The sequence below is a fragment of the Hydrogenophaga sp. YM1 genome (assembly GCF_016903055.1).
In the GTDB taxonomy this organism is placed as follows: domain Bacteria; phylum Pseudomonadota; class Gammaproteobacteria; order Burkholderiales; family Burkholderiaceae_C; genus Hydrogenophaga; species Hydrogenophaga borbori.
In genome coordinates this window covers 1,095,228-1,109,533 of the sequence record NZ_CP070223.1, presented here as the reverse complement: position 1 = coordinate 1,109,533, position 14,306 = coordinate 1,095,228, and the positions used below count along the sequence as shown (strand labels likewise).

Here is a 14,306-nt window from a genome sequence, read left to right as displayed (position 1 = left end):
CCGGTTTCAGCCCGGGCTGTTGCGCATCCAGTCGGCGGTCTGGAAGAAGCTGCGTTTCAGGCGCTCGCGCAGCTCGGCGTCGACCCCGGTCTCGCCCATGGCCTGGTCCATGCAGGCCAGCCACTGGTCGCGCTCCAGGATACCGATGGCGAACGGCAGGTGGCGCATGCGCAGGCGCGGGTGGCCGAAGCGCGAGACGTAGTGGTCCGGCCCGCCGAGCCAGCCGCACAGGAACCAGAACAGCTTGTCGCGCGCGCTGTCCAGCGTGCTGCCGTGCGCGGCGCGCAACGCGCGGTAGCCGGGCTCCAGGTCCATCAGGTCGTAGAAGCGGTCGACCAGGGCGCGCACGCGCGCCTCGCCGCCGATCCATTCGAACGGGGTGGCGAATTTCGCCGGTTCTTCGGGTTGCAGGAGTGGATCGCTCATGTCTTCAGGTCGCCGCGCGGCGCAGGGTTTCGACCACCGGCGTGCGCAGGATGGCGCGCAGCCCCCACCAACCCGCCGCCAGCGCCAGCACCGCGCCGGCGAGCGCGCCGCCCAGCGGCACCCAGAGCGAAGCCGTCCAGGTGAACTCGAAGGCATAGCGCGCGAGCGCCCAGCCCACGGCCACCGCCACCACCGAGGCCAGGAAGCCGGCCAGCAAGCCCACGCCCAGCAGCTCGATGCGCTGCACCTGGCGCAGCAGGCCCGAGCCCGCGCCCACCGCGCGCAGGATGGCGAACTCGCGTTCGCGTTCGCCGCGCGTGGCCGTGACGGCCGCCAGCAGCACCACCAGCCCGGCCGCGAGCGTGAAGGCGAAGAGGAACTCGATGGCCGCGATCACCTGGCCCAGCACGCGCTGCACCTGGGCGATGGCCTGGCTCATGTCGACGTTGGTGATGTTGGGGAATTCGTGCACCAGGGCGTTGTCGAAGCCGCGCGACTCGGGCGCGCGAAAGGCGCTGATGTAGGTGACCGGGACGTCGTTCATCTCGGCCACCGGAAAGAGCACGAAGAAGTTGACCCGCATGGAGCCCCAGTCCACATGGCGCAGGCTGGTGATGCGGCGTTGCACCAGCTGCCCGGCGATGTCGAAACCCAGGGTGTCGCCCAGCTTCAGGCCCAGCTCGTCCGCCAGGCCCTCCTCCACGCTCAGGCCGTCGGCCTCCTCGGGCGTCCAGCGGCCGGCCACGATGGGGTTGTTCTCGGGCCGCTCGGCGGTGTGCGAGAGGTTGAACTCGCGTTCGACCAGGCGCTGCGCGCGCTCGGCCTCGAAGTCCTCCGGCTGCACGGCCTTGCCATTGATGTTGACCAGGCGGCCCCGAATCATGGGGAACCAGTCGTACCGGTCCACGCCCGCGCCGCGCAGCGCCTGCTGGAAGGCCTGGGCCTGCTCGGGCTGCACGTTGATGACGAAGCGGTTCGGCGCGTCGGGCGGCGTGGCTTGGCGCCAGCTGTCAATGAGGTCGGTGCGCAGCAGCACCAGCAGCACCAGCGACAGCAGGCCCACGGCCAGCGCGCTGATCTGCACCACCGCATAGACCGGGCGCGCCGAGAGCTGGCGCGTGGCCATCACCAGGGCGCGCGGCGCGGTGGCCTCGTTCACGCTGGCCCGCAGCACGCGCACCGCGAGGAAGCTGGCGCCCGCGAACAGCAGCACGGCGGCCGCGAAGCCGCCCACCGCGATGCCACCGAGCAGCAGGTCGCGGCTGGCCGCCAGCAACAGGGCCGCGAAGCCGAGCACGCCCAGGCCCAGCACGCCCAGCGTGGCCGGCTTGAGCTGGCCCACGTCACGGCGGATCACGCGCAGCGGCGGCACCTTGGCCAGCTGCAGCACCGGCGGCAGGCCGAAGGCCAGCAGCAGCGTCAGGCCCATGCCCAGGCCCAGCAGCACCGGCACCGGGCCGGGCGGTGGCAGGCTGGATTCCACCAGGCCCGCCAGCAGCCACACGAAGACGTGGTGCACGGCCCAGCCCAGCAGCACGCCCAGCGCGCTGGCCAGCAGGCCGACGGCGGCGAACTCCACCGTGTAGGCGCGCGCCATGTTGCCCTGCGACAGGCCCAGCACGCGCAGCATGGCGCAGTCGTCCAGGTGGCGCTGGGCGAAGCCGCGCGCGGCGATGGCCACGGCCACGGCGCACAGCAGCGCGGCCAGCAGGGCCACGAGGTTGAGGAACTTCTCGGCCCGGCCCAGGGTGCGCTGCATCTCGGGCCGGCCGCCCTCCAGCGACTCCAGCCGCACGCCGCGCACGCCCGGGCGTTCGAGCGCTTCCTTCGCCCAGCGGCTGAACGCGGCCACGGCGGCGTCGGGCCCGGCCACGGCGAGTCGGTAGCTCACGCGGCTGGCGGGCTGCACCAGGCCGGTGGCGGGCAGGTCGTCGTTGCGGATCATCACGCGCGGCGCGAAGCTCATGAAGCCGCTGCCCCGGTCGGGTTCCACCGTGAGCACCCGCTCGATGGTGAAGCGCGCATCGCCCAGCAGCAGCGGCTGGCCCACGCGCAGGTCGAGCTGCACCAGCAGCGCCGCGTCCACCCAGGCGGTGCCACGCGCGGGAATGCCGGGGGCGACCACGTCGGGCGCGTCCGGCGATTCGGACACGCGCACCGTGCCGCGCAGCGGGTAGCCCTCGCCCACCGACTTGAGCGCCACCAGCCGGGCGGCGCCGCCCTGCTCGTCGGGCGCGCGGCCCATGGTGGGAAAGCCCAGGCTCAGCGTGTGGCGCAGGCCCAGGGCCTCGGCGCGCGCCGCGAAGGCCGGATCGGCCGGCTGGTCGGACACCACCACGGCGTCGCCGCCGATGAGGGCGCGCGCGTCGCGCGCCAGGCCGCCCTGCAGGCGGTCGGCGAAGAAGCCCACGGCGGTGAGCGCGGCCACCGCCAGCGTCACGGCGACCACCAGCAGGCGCAGCTCGCCCGCGCGCCAGTCGCGCAGCAGCGAGGTCCAGCCGATGCGCCAGAAGGAAGGGGCTTGGGGATTCATGGCCGCGACCCTATCGCAAACGGAATAACAAAGCTGTCATCCGGACACCGGCAGGCCAGCCCCGAAACCGGGGATGCCACGGATCCGGCTCCGCCGGTCCGTCGGCATCGCCCCCTCGGGGGGAGGCGCGCAGCGCCGCAGGGGGGCCTACTTCGTGCCGAAGATGCGGTCGCCGGCGTCGCCCAGGCCCGGCACGATGTAGCCGTGGTCGTTCAGGCCGCGGTCGATCGCGGGCGTGTAGACCGGCACGTCGGGGTGGGCGTCGTGGAAGGTCTTGAGGCCTTCGGGGCAGGTGACCAGGCAGACGAAGCGGATGGAGCGCGGGTGCGTCTTCTTGAGCCGGTCCACCGCGGCCACGGCCGAGTTGCCCGTGGCCAGCATCGGGTCGAGCACGATCACGTCGCGCTCGTGCATGTCCTGCGGCATCTTGAAGTAGTACTCCACGGCCTGCAGCGTGGCCGGGTCGCGGTAGAGGCCGATGTGACCCACGCGCGCGCCCGGGATCACCTGCAGCATGCCGTCGAGGAAGCCGTTGCCCGCTCGCAGGATGGAGGCCAGCACGATCTTCTTGCCGTCGATCACGCGCGACTTCATGGGCTCCAACGGGGTTTCGATGTCGATTTCCTGCATGGGCATGTCGCGCGTGAGCTCGTAGGCCAGCAGCGCGCTGAGCTCGTGCACGAGCTCGCGAAAGCTCTTGGTGCTGGTGTCCTTGCGGCGCATCAGCGTGAGCTTGTGCTGCACCAGCGGGTGGGTGATGACGTGGACGTCGCGGGGCATGGCAGGGTCGGTCGGCGTGAAAGAGGCGGATCGCCGGGGGGTATCGGCGCGGCCGTCGAGTGTAGGGCCTGGCCAGCGCCGCGCCCAGGCGCCTGCGGCCCGGCGGGCCTACCGGTCCGCGCCGGGCGGGCGCAGGTAGCGCGCGTCCGACCAGGTGGCCAGCCACTGCGGCACGAAGGCCACGAACACCGCGCACACCATGCCGGTCAGGAAAGCATCGCCCCAGGCCATGAGCCAGACGGCCACCAGCGACCCGTCGTGGCCCAGGGGCTGAAGCCAACGCATCAGGGCGCCGGCGACGAACACCGACACCGCCGTGCCCAGGAAGCCGCGCCCGAGCGTGTAGACGAAGGGGTTCGCCGGCAGCCAGCGGCGCAGGGCCGCGCCCAGGACCAGCGCCAGGGTGGCGGGCACCACGCCCAGCCACCAGAGCTGGATCAGCGCCAGCCGCGGCCCCTCGGTGCCCAGCCCCCACACCAGCAGCGCCACCACGGCCAGCAGGGGCACCGCGAGCGGCCAGCCCAGCACCAGCACGAGCAGGCTGGCCCCGGACAACTGCACCCGAAGGCCCGCGGGCATGGACTGCGGCGTGAGCCAAAGCAAGGGCAGCAGGACCAGCGCCGCCAGCGCCGGTGTGAGCAAGGGGCCCTTGAGCAGCCGCCAGGGGCGCAACCAGAGCGCGCACAGCAGCGCCAGCGCCGTGCCGATGGTTTCGATGCGAAGCCCCTCCATGCAACCCCGTGCGCCGACAGGCCGGGCTGGGTGGCGGCGCCGCTCAGCCCATGCCGGGCAGCTTGGGCATGCCTTTCATGCCGCCCATGCGCTTCATCATCTTCATGAGGCCGCCGCCCTTCATCTTCTTCATCATGCCCTGCATCTGCTCGAACTCCTTGAGCAGGCGGTTGACCTCCTGCACGTGCACGCCCGCCCCGGCGGCGATGCGGCGCTTGCGCGTGGCCTTGATGATCTCGGGCTTGCGGCGCTCGGCGGGGGTCATGCTGCAGATGATCCCCTCCTTGCGGCGGATGTCCTTCTCGGCGCGCGAGAGGTCGGCGGTGCCGGCCTTGGCCGCCATCTGCGCGGGCAGCTTGTCGATCAGGTTGGACAGGCCGCCCATCTGCTTCATCTGGCGCAGTTGGCCCAGGAAGTCATCGAGGTCGAAGCCCTCGCCGCTCTTGACCTTGGCCGCCAGCTTCTGGGCCGAGGCCATGTCGACGCCGGCCGTGACCTGCTCGACCAGGGCCACGATGTCGCCCATGCCCAGCACGCGCTGCGCGTGGCGGTCGGCGTCGAACACCTCCAGGCCGTCGATCTTTTCCGACACGCCCGCGAACTTGATCGGCGCGCCCGTGATGGCGCGCACCGACAGGGCCGCGCCGCCGCGCGAGTCGCCGTCGAGCTTGGTGAGCACGATGCCGGTGAGCGGCAGGGCTTCCTTGAAGGCCTTGGCGGTGTTGACCGCGTCCTGGCCCTGCATGGCATCCACCACGAACAGGGTTTCCACCGGGTTCAGCACCGCGTGCAGCTCGCGGATCTCGCGCATCAGCGCCTCGTCGATGGCCAGCCGGCCGGCCGTGTCGACCAGCAGCACGTCGAAGTGGTGGCGCCGCGCGTGGTCGAGCGCGGCGCGCGCGATGTCGGCGGGTTTCTGGTCGGGCGTACTCGGGAACCACTCGGCGCCGGCCTGGGCCGTCACGGTCTTGAGCTGCTCGATGGCGGCCGGGCGGTAGACGTCGCCCGACACCGTGAGCACCTTCTTCTTGCGCTTCTCGATCAGGTGGCGCGCCAGCTTGGCCGTGGTGGTGGTCTTGCCCGCGCCCTGCAGGCCGGCCATCAGGATGACGGCGGGCGGCTGCGCGGCCAGGTTGATGTCGGCCACGCCCTCGCCCATGGTGGCGGCCAGCTCGCGGTTGACGATGCCCACCAGGGCCTGGCCGGGGGTGAGCGAGCCCACCACGTCCTGGCCGAGCGCCTTGTCCTTCACGCGCGCGATGAAGTCGCGCACCACCGGCAGCGCCACGTCGGCCTCGAGCAGGGCCATGCGCACCTCGCGCAGCATGTCGCTCACGTTGCTCTCGGTGATGCGGGCCTGGCCACGCATTTCCTTGACGATGCGTGACAGGCGGTCGGACAGGGCTGAGGCCATGGCTGCGGTGGGAGGGTGTGGAGGGCGCCGACGGAGCGCCACGGTGGACCCGTCGAACGGGTGGCCGGGCAAGGGAGGGGCCCGGGTGGCGCCGTTAAGATGTGCGGCTGATTTTAGCCCTCGGCACCTCCCGTGTTGGCCCGTGGCCATGAACCTGTTTCCCCAACTGGCTTCCAACCTGCCGGCCGCCGTGCTGTCCACGCTGGCCGCGCTGGCGTACGCGCTGGTGGCCTGGGCGCACCCCCGGCTGGGCAGTTTGCAGGCGCGCGCCCTGCTCGCCATCACCTGGGGCCTGCACCTGCTCGCGCTGCTGGCCGGCCTGCTCAGCGAGCCGGTGCGCTTCGGCTTCGCGCCGGCGCTGTCGGTCACGCTGTGGCTGGTGCTCACCGTCTACCTGGTCGAAAGCCGCCTGTACCCGCAATTGCGGGCGCGCTGGGCGCTGGCGCTGATGGGGGCGGCGGTCATGCTGCTGGTGATCGTCTTCCCCGGCGCCGAGCACCCCACCCTGCCCTCGGTGTGGATGCCGCTGCACTGGGCCCTGGGCATCGCGGCCTATGGACTCATCGCCGCCGCCGTGGTGCACGCCTGGCTGATGCAGCGCGCCGAGCGCGCCATGCGCAGCGGCGTGGCCAGCGACACCACCATGCCGCTGCTCACGCTGGAGCGCCTCACCTTCCGCTTCGTGGCCGCCGGCTTCCTGCTGCTCAGCCTCACGCTGCTGGCCGGCTGGCACTTCTCCGAACTCCTCAACCAGCGCATGGTGTGGAACCACAAGACCGTGTTTTCCCTGCTCGCCTGGGCCACCATGGGCGTGCTGCTGTGGGGCCGCTGGCGGCTGGGCTGGCGCGGACGCACCGCCGTGCGCACCCTCTATGTGGGCGCGGGCTTCCTGCTGCTGGCCTACGTGGGCTCGCGCTTCGTGCTCGAGGTGCTGCTGCTTCGCCCATGAGGCCCCACCGATGAAATACCTGCTCGTGCTCGCCGTCGTCGTCGTGGCGTTCTACGTCTGGCGCAACAACCGCCGCGTCGAGCGCCAGGAGCGCGAGGCCGCCGCGCCGCCGCGCCCCGCCCGCGCAACGGGCCAGCCGATCGCCATGGTGGCCTGCCGCGCCTGCGGCACCCACCTGCCGCAGAACGAGGCCGTCACCGGCCGCCAAGGCAGCTACTGCAGCGCCGAGCACCGGCAGCGCATCGAGGGCCCGCCGGCCTGAGGACCCCGCATGCCACGCGACGACAGCTCCAGTTTCGCCCCGTCCTGGTACTCGGCCCACGAAAGCCCGGCCCTGCAGCGCGCCCGGGCCTTCGAGCGCCTGTGGCGCGCCTTCATGCGGGCGCGCGTGTTCGTGGCGCTGGTCCTGCTCGCGCTGCAGCTGTTCCTGCTGCTGACCGCCGACGGCAGCGCCACGGTCTGGCCAACGGCCCTGACCTCCACTTACCTGCTGGCCACCGTGGCCGTGATGCTGATGTGGACGCCGGCCGAGCACGGCCGCGCGCCCACGGTGCAGTGGCTCATCACCGTCGGGGTGGACGTGGCGGTGGTGGCCGCGCTGCAGTACTTCCAGTCCGGCAGCAGCATCAACTTCACCCCGCTGTTCGCGCTGCCCGTGCTCACGGCGGCCATCCTGGGCCCCATGGTGCTGGGACTGGGCACCGCGGCCGGCGCCACCCTGCTGCTGCTGGCCGATGCCTGGCTGCACGGGACCGGCCCGGGCCAGCTCGACACCGCACGCTTCCTGCAGGCCGGCCTGGCGGGCACCGGCTTCTTCCTGGTCGCCGTGCTGGCCCACCAGCTGGCCAGCCGCCTGGCGCGTGAAGAAGCGGTATCGGCCAGCAGCCAGGCCGCCGCGCGTGCGCAGGCCGCCGTCAACGAGGTGGTCATCGAAAGCCTGGGCGTGGGCGTGCTGGTGGTGGACGCACACGGCGTGGTGCGCAACGCCAATCCCGCCGCGCGCGGCATGCTCATGGGCGACAACTACCCCGAGGGTGCGCGCTTGCTGCTGTCGGCGCGGCCGAGCTGGTCGCACCTGGCGGCCCTGGTGGAGGAGAGCTTCGCCGTCGACGCCGCGCTGGAGACCGAGACCACCATCGAACACGGCGAGCGCCCCAGCCAGCGCCTGCACGCGCGCACCAAGCTCACGCCCGCCGTGGGCGAGCGCGGCTCGTTGTGCGTGCTGTTCCTGGAAGACCTGCGCGAGGTCGAGGCGCGCGTGCGCACCGAGAAGCTCGCCTCCATGGGCCGCATGTCCGCCGCCGTGGCGCACGAGATCCGCAACCCGCTGTCGGCCATTACCCAGGCCAACGCCCTGCTCGACGAAGAGGTGCGCGACCCCGCGCACAAGCGCCTCACCACAATGATCGAGCAGAACGCGCAGCGGCTCTCGCGCATCGTCGACGACATCCTCAACGTCGCGCGACCCCAGCCCAGCCGCGCCGACGGCCACGTACCGCCCCTGCCGCTCGATTCGATGGTGCGCCAGGTGACCGCCGAGTGGATGCGCCAGAACAGCGTGACGCAGACCCTGGGCGTGCACCTGCACGCCTCGCAGGGCCTGGTGTCCTTCGACCCCGAGCACCTGCGCCGACTGCTCGTGAACCTGCTCGACAACGCCCAGCGACATGCCAGCGGCAAGCCGGCCTCCATCCGCATCATCACCCAGCCCAGCGGGGGCGAGCACCTGCGCCTGTCCATCTGGAGCGACAGCGGCCCGCTGGAGGCCACGGTGCTCAAGCACCTGTTCGAGCCCTTCTTTTCGTCCGAGAGCCGCTCCAGCGGCCTGGGCCTGTACATCTGCCGCGAGCTCTGCGAACGCTACGGCGCCCAGATCGCCTACCAGCGCGCCCGCCTGGACCAGCGCGAGGGCAATGAGTTCTACGTGCTCATGCCGGCGGTGCGCGGCGCGGCCATGGCCGCGCCGCCCGCGCGCGACGGCGGGCAACAGCAGAGCCTGTCCTATCCCTCGCAAGCCGCTCAGGACCATGAGCACACCATCGTCGATCCGCTGCGCTCGGGCCACCCGCCCCTGGCCGCCAGCTGATCCCGCCGCCGCGCATGTCCGTCGCCGCGAGCGCCTCCATCCTGGTCGTCGATGACGAGCCCGACCTGCGCACGCTCTATGAGCTGACGCTGCTGCGCGAGGGCCACGCCGTCACCACCGCCGCCGACCTGGCGCAGGCGCGCGAGTGCCTGGCCCAGCAGCGCTACGACGTGCTGATCACCGACATGCAGCTGCCCGACGGCCTGGGCCTGACGCTGCTGCGCGACATCGCCGACAGCCCGCGCACCGAGAAGTGCATCGTCATCACCGCCTTCGGCTCGGCCGAGAACGCGGTCGAGTCGCTCAAGGCCGGCGCTTTCGACTACCTCACCAAGCCGGTCGATCTGCGGCAGTTGCGCAGCGCCGTCGGCTCGGCCCTGCGCAGCCAACGCGCGCCTCTGGCGACCGCCAGCGAGCGCCCGGCCACCAGCAACGAGCCCACGCGCAGCGCGCCGCCGCCGCCCAGCGGGGTGCGCGCGCTCGCGCGCCTGGTGGGCCAGGCGCCCAGCATCGTGCAGACCAAGGCGCGCATCGAGAAGGTCGCCACCAGCATGGCGCCGGTGCTCATCCTGGGCGAGTCGGGCACCGGCAAGGAGCTCGTGGCGCGCGCCGTGCACGAATGCAGCCACCGCGCCAGCGGTCCCTTCGTGGCGGTGAACTGCGGCGCCATCCCCGAGAACCTCATCGAGGCCGAGTTCTTCGGCGCCCGCAAGGGTGCCTATACCGGCGCCAGCGCCGATCGCGAAGGCTATTTCCAGGCCGCGCACGGCGGCACCCTGTTCCTCGACGAGATCGGCGACCTGCCGCTGTCCATGCAGGCCAAGCTGCTGCGCGCCATCCAGGAACGCCGGGTGCGATCGCTTGGCGCGGTGCAGGAAGACGTGGTCGACGTGCGCCTGGTCAGCGCCACCCACCGCGACCTGCCCGCGCTGGTGCAGGCCGGCCAGTTCCGCCAGGACCTGTACTACCGCCTCAATGTGATTGGCCTGCGCACGCCCGCCCTGCGCGACCGGCCCGAGGACCTACCCCTGCTCGCGCAGGCCCTGCTGGAGCGCTTGTGCGCCGAGGCCGGCCAGGCCGTGCCCGAGCTCTCGCCAGCCGCACTGGCCTGGCTGCAGGCGCGCGAGTTGCCGGGCAACGTGCGCGAGCTCGAGAACCTGCTACAGCGCGCGCTCGCGCTGGCCAGCGGCCCCGTGCTGCAACCCGCCGACTTCGGTGAAACCGGCGACACGGAACCCGCCACGCTGCCCGACCCGCTGCCCGACGCTCCAGTGCCGGCCGGCGGGCCCTACCGCTTCGTGCCCCTGGCGCCGGCCGCTTCCGCCGACGAGCCCGCCCTGCCCAGCGACCTGCAGAGCTACCTCGACGAGCAAGAGCGCCAGGTGCTGCTCAAAGCCCTGCAGGAATGCGGCTACAACCGCACCGCGGCGGCGGCGCGGCTGGGCCTGAACCTGCGGCAGATCCGCTACCGCATCCAGCGCCTGGGCATCGTGGTCCCCGGCGCGACCGGTCATGGCGACGCCGACGCCACCGACTGAGCGCCGCTGGCACGGCGGCTGGTGGCGCGGCGCTCGGCGGATCGATTCGCCCAACCATGGCGCGCGGCCGCGCGGCACGGCCGTCGACCTGATCGTGCTGCACTCCATCAGCTTGCCGCCCGGCGTGTACGGGGGTGACGAGGTCGAGCGCCTGTTCACCAACCGGCTCGACTGGGACGCGCACCCTTATTTCCAGTCCATCCGCGGCATCGAGGTCTCATCGCATTTCTTCGTGCGCCGCGACGGGCGGGTGCTCCAGTTCGTCTCCACCGTGCGCCGCGCCTGGCACGCCGGCGCCTCGCACTGGCGGGGCCGCGACAACTGCAACGACTTCTCCGTCGGCGTCGAGCTCGAAGGCCTGGAGGGCGAGGCCTTCGAGGCCGCGCAGTACGAGGCGCTGGCGCGCTTGTGCCGTGCGCTGCGCACACGCCACCCCATCGAGCAAATGGCCGGGCACGAGCACGTCGCACCGGGCCGCAAGCGCGACCCCGGGCCGGGTTTTGACTGGCCCCGGCTGCGACAGCTCGTCGGGTGGAACCCCTCGTGTTTTCCCGAGGCTACAGGCTGAGGGTATCGGGGTATTTCGCGCGCCACCTTGCGCGCGCCATCGGACACCAGAGACGGCACGCGGCCTGCGGCCCCGAATCGCCTTGCACCCCGCATGAACACTGCGCTTTTCGCGCGAAACGCAGGCGCGGCCAATGCTGCGCGCGCCCCCTCGCGCGGCAGCTGGTTCCCTGAGGGCATCCATTGGCCGCGATGGATTCACAAACACTATCGGTAGTGCCTTGTTGCCCCCCTACACACCAGATATAGTGTGCCCCCGGATACCCCCCGCCCCTGAAAACCGCGCCGCTGCGAGCCCACCCGGCGCCAGGCACCAGGGGCGGACCGACCCGATCACCGAGAACAAATCCTGAATCGAGAGGAACCATGCTGAGCGCAGCCACCCCCCAGTCCCCCGCCGCCAACGTCCCGACATCCGCGCCCGGCGTCTCGCCCTCCACCGCCACGGCCCCCATGTCCGCCTACGCCCAGTACCAGATCATCCGGCGCAATGGCGCCGTGGTGCCCTTCGAGCCCAGCAAGATCGCCGTGGCCATGATGAAGGCCTTCCTGGCGGTGCACGGCACGCAGGGCGCGGCCTCGGCCAGCGTGCGCGAAACGGTGGACCAGCTGACGCAGGTCGTGGTGCGCGCCCTCATGCGTTCGCGTCCGGGCGGCGGCACCTTCCACATCGAGGACGTGCAGGACCAGGCCGAACTCGGCCTGATGCGCAGCGGCCACCATGAAGTCGCGCGCGCCTACGTGCTCTACCGCGAGCGCCGCGCCGCCGAGCGCGCCACCCAGGCCGCCACCGCGCGCGCCGCCGAGCCCCAGCTGCACGTGCTCGATGGCGGCCAGCGCGTGCCGCTGGACATCGACGCCCTCACGCGCCTGATCACCGACGCCTGCGCCGGCCTGGGCGCCGACGTCAAGGCCGACCCCATCGTCGCCGAGACCAAGCGCAACCTGTACGACGGCGTGCCCATGGACGAGGTCTACAAGGCCGCCATCCTGGCCGCGCGCACGCTGATCGAAAAGGACCCCGACTACACCTACGCCACCGCGCGCCTGCTGCTGCACACCATCGTCAAGGAGATCCTGGGCCAGGAAGTGCCGCGGGCGCAGATGGCCCAGCGCTACGCCGACTACTTCCCCGAGTTCATCCAGCGCGGTGTCAACGCCGAGCTGCTCAATCCGGACCTGCTGAACTTCGACCTCGCCCGCCTGGGCGCCGCGCTCAAGCCCGAGCGCGACCTGCAGTTCGACTACCTCGGCCTGCAGACCCTGTACGACCGCTACTTCCTGCACGTGCGCAAGACGCGCATCGAGCTGCCGCAGGCCTTCTTCATGCGCGTGGCCATGGGCCTGTCGCTCAACGAGATCGACCGCGAAGCCCGCGCGATCGAGTTCTACGAGATCCTCTCGACCTTCGACTTCATGAGCAGCACGCCCACGCTGTTCAACAGCGGCACGCTGCGCTCGCAGCTGTCCAGCTGCTACCTCACCACCGTGCCCGACGACCTCGACGGCATCTACGAGTCCATCAAGGAAAACGCCCTGCTGTCCAAGTTCGCCGGCGGCCTGGGCAACGACTGGACCCGCGTGCGCGCCCTGGGCAGCCACATCAAGGGCACCAACGGCGAATCGCAAGGCGTCGTGCCTTTCCTGAAGGTCGTCAACGACACCGCCGTGGCCGTGAACCAGGGCGGCAAGCGCAAGGGCGCGGTCTGCACCTACCTGGAGACCTGGCACCTCGACATCGAGGAATTCCTGGAGCTGCGCAAGAACACCGGCGACGACCGCCGCCGCACCCACGACATGAACACCGCGAACTGGATTCCGGACCTGTTCATGAAGCGTGTGCTGGAAAAGGGCGAGTGGAGCCTGTTCTCCCCCTCCAACACCCCCGACCTGCACGACAAGTTCGGCACCGACTTCGAGAAGGCCTACGTGGCCTACGAGGAAAAGGCCGCGCGCGGCGAGATCAAGCCCTACAAGAAGGTGCCCGCCACCGACCTGTGGCGCAAGATGCTCTCGATGCTGTTCGAGACCGGCCACCCCTGGATCACCTTCAAGGACGCCTGCAACGTGCGCAGCCCGCAGCAGCACGCCGGCGTGGTGCACAGCTCCAACCTCTGCACCGAGATCACGCTCAACACCAGCGACACCGAGACCGCCGTCTGCAACCTCGGCTCGGTCAACCTGCTGCGCCACCTGAAGGACGGCGCGATCGACCACGACAAGCTGCGCAAGACCATCGCCACGGCCATGCGCATGCTCGACAACGTGATCGACATCAACTACTACGCGGTCAAGAAGGCGCGCGACTCCAACCTGCGCCACCGCCCGGTGGGCCTGGGCGTCATGGGCTTCCAGGACGCGCTGTACGAGCTGCGCATCCCCTACGCCTCGAACGAGGCGGTGGAATTCGCCGACCGCTCCATGGAAGCCGTCTGCTACTACGCCTACTGGGCTTCCACCGAACTGTCTCGCGAGCGCGGCCGCTACAGCAGCTTCAAAGGCTCGCTGTGGGACAAGGGCATCCTGCCGCCCGACACCCTGGACCTGCTGGCCCGCGAGCGCGGCGGCTACGTCGACGTCGACCGCTCCAGCAGCCTCGACTGGGACGCGCTGCGCCAGAAGATCGCCCGCGACGGCATGCGCAACTCCAACTGCGTGGCCATCGCCCCCACCGCCACCATCTCCAACATCATCGGCGTGGACGCCTCCATCGAGCCCTGCTTCGGCAACCTCTCGGTCAAGTCCAACCTGTCCGGCGAGTTCACCGTCATCAACGGCTACCTGGTCAAGGACCTCAAGCGCCTGGGCCTGTGGGACGACGTGATGGTCATGGACCTCAAGCACTTCGACGGCTCGCTGCGTCCCATCGACCGCGTGCCGCAGGAGGTCAAGGCCCTGTACGCCACCGCCTTCGAGGTCGAACCGGTGTGGCTGGTGGAAGCCGCTGCGCGCCGCCAGAAGTGGATCGACCAGGCGCAAAGCCTGAACATCTACATGGCCGGCGCCTCGGGCAAGAAGCTCGACGAGACCTACAAGCTCGCCTGGCTGCGAGGCCTCAAGACCACCTATTACCTGCGCACCACCTCGGCCACGCAGGTGGAGAAATCCACCGGTCGCACGGGCCAGCTCAATGCCGTGTCGGTGACGCCGAGCGCGCCGATGGCCGCGAGCGCCAGCGCCGCCGAAGCCGCGAGCGAACCCGCCACCGATGTGAAGTTCTGCGCCATCGACGACCCGGGTTGCGAGGCCTGTCAGTGATTCGGATTGCGCGCAATCGAAGC

General features: G+C 70.9%; 11 protein-coding genes. 6 read left to right on the top strand and 5 right to left on the bottom strand.

Annotated elements, in window-relative coordinates; genetic code table 11:
* Window positions 1-6 precede the first annotated feature (6 nt).
* The 5 genes from JNX00_RS05430 to ffh all read right to left on the bottom strand — a co-directional run bounded on the left by JNX00_RS05430 (window position 7) and on the right by ffh (window position 5,885).
* Window positions 7-426, bottom strand: a complete 420-nt coding sequence (locus tag JNX00_RS05430; protein WP_070399047.1) for a group II truncated hemoglobin — start codon at window positions 424-426, stop codon at window positions 7-9.
* A 4-nt stretch (window positions 427-430) separates the two neighbouring features.
* Window positions 431-2,959 (bottom strand): FtsX-like permease family protein, encoded by a 2,529-nt coding sequence (locus tag JNX00_RS05425; protein WP_070399048.1) that lies wholly within the window; start codon window positions 2,957-2,959, stop codon window positions 431-433.
* Window positions 2,960-3,106: 147 nt separating this feature from the next.
* On the bottom strand, window positions 3,107-3,739 hold the full coding sequence (gene upp / locus JNX00_RS05420) for a uracil phosphoribosyltransferase (RefSeq protein ID WP_070399049.1): 633 nt from the start codon (window positions 3,737-3,739) through the stop codon (window positions 3,107-3,109).
* A 108-nt stretch (window positions 3,740-3,847) separates the two neighbouring features.
* Complete coding sequence (locus JNX00_RS05415; protein WP_204744322.1) at window positions 3,848-4,471, bottom strand: hypothetical protein; 624 nt, start codon at window positions 4,469-4,471, stop codon at window positions 3,848-3,850.
* Between the two features lie 43 nt (window positions 4,472-4,514).
* Window positions 4,515-5,885, bottom strand: coding sequence for a signal recognition particle protein (ffh, locus tag JNX00_RS05410; RefSeq protein WP_070399051.1), 1,371 nt, complete (start codon window positions 5,883-5,885; stop codon window positions 4,515-4,517).
* A 148-nt stretch (window positions 5,886-6,033) separates the two neighbouring features.
* Between ffh and ccsA the strand changes: the two genes are divergently transcribed.
* The 6 genes from ccsA (at window position 6,034) to JNX00_RS05380 (ending at window position 14,283) form a co-directional block, all read left to right on the top strand.
* Complete coding sequence (ccsA, locus tag JNX00_RS05405; protein WP_070399052.1) at window positions 6,034-6,834, top strand: cytochrome c biogenesis protein CcsA; 801 nt, start codon at window positions 6,034-6,036, stop codon at window positions 6,832-6,834.
* 10 nt (window positions 6,835-6,844) lie between these two features.
* The gene (locus JNX00_RS05400) at window positions 6,845-7,096 is read left to right on the top strand and encodes a PP0621 family protein (RefSeq protein ID WP_070399053.1); all 252 of its coding nucleotides are present in this window, start codon (window positions 6,845-6,847) and stop codon (window positions 7,094-7,096) included.
* A gap of 9 nt (window positions 7,097-7,105) precedes the next feature.
* Window positions 7,106-8,920, top strand: a complete 1,815-nt coding sequence (locus tag JNX00_RS05395) for an ATP-binding protein (RefSeq protein WP_070399054.1) — start codon at window positions 7,106-7,108, stop codon at window positions 8,918-8,920.
* A gap of 14 nt (window positions 8,921-8,934) precedes the next feature.
* The gene (locus tag JNX00_RS05390; RefSeq protein WP_204744321.1) at window positions 8,935-10,458 is read left to right on the top strand and encodes a sigma-54 dependent transcriptional regulator; all 1,524 of its coding nucleotides are present in this window, start codon (window positions 8,935-8,937) and stop codon (window positions 10,456-10,458) included.
* Window positions 10,433-11,026 carry a 1,6-anhydro-N-acetylmuramyl-L-alanine amidase AmpD gene (gene ampD / locus JNX00_RS05385; RefSeq protein WP_204744320.1) on the top strand — a complete coding sequence of 198 codons (594 nt, stop codon included), beginning with the start codon at window positions 10,433-10,435 and terminating at the stop codon, window positions 11,024-11,026. Before JNX00_RS05390 ends, ampD begins: the two co-directional genes overlap by 26 nt.
* Window positions 11,027-11,391: 365 nt before the next feature.
* Window positions 11,392-14,283 (top strand): ribonucleoside-diphosphate reductase subunit alpha, encoded by a 2,892-nt coding sequence (locus JNX00_RS05380; RefSeq protein WP_204744319.1) that lies wholly within the window; start codon window positions 11,392-11,394, stop codon window positions 14,281-14,283.
* The last annotated feature ends 23 nt before the right edge of the window (window positions 14,284-14,306 follow it).

Coding starts and splice junctions, on each gene's coding strand:
- ffh (WP_070399051.1), bottom strand. CDS start 5,885: ATGGCCTCAGCCCTGTCCGACCGCCTGTCACGCATCGTCAAGGAAATG.
- ccsA (WP_070399052.1), top strand. CDS start 6,034: ATGAACCTGTTTCCCCAACTGGCTTCCAACCTGCCGGCCGCCGTGCTG.
- JNX00_RS05415 (WP_204744322.1), bottom strand. CDS start 4,471: ATGGAGGGGCTTCGCATCGAAACCATCGGCACGGCGCTGGCGCTGCTG.
- JNX00_RS05425 (WP_070399048.1), bottom strand. CDS start 2,959: ATGAATCCCCAAGCCCCTTCCTTCTGGCGCATCGGCTGGACCTCGCTG.
- ampD (WP_204744320.1), top strand. CDS start 10,433: ATGGCGACGCCGACGCCACCGACTGAGCGCCGCTGGCACGGCGGCTGG.
- JNX00_RS05395 (WP_070399054.1), top strand. CDS start 7,106: ATGCCACGCGACGACAGCTCCAGTTTCGCCCCGTCCTGGTACTCGGCC.
- JNX00_RS05400 (WP_070399053.1), top strand. CDS start 6,845: ATGAAATACCTGCTCGTGCTCGCCGTCGTCGTCGTGGCGTTCTACGTC.
- upp (WP_070399049.1), bottom strand. CDS start 3,739: ATGCCCCGCGACGTCCACGTCATCACCCACCCGCTGGTGCAGCACAAG.
- JNX00_RS05390 (WP_204744321.1), top strand. CDS start 8,935: ATGTCCGTCGCCGCGAGCGCCTCCATCCTGGTCGTCGATGACGAGCCC.
- JNX00_RS05430 (WP_070399047.1), bottom strand. CDS start 426: ATGAGCGATCCACTCCTGCAACCCGAAGAACCGGCGAAATTCGCCACC.
- JNX00_RS05380 (WP_204744319.1), top strand. CDS start 11,392: ATGCTGAGCGCAGCCACCCCCCAGTCCCCCGCCGCCAACGTCCCGACA.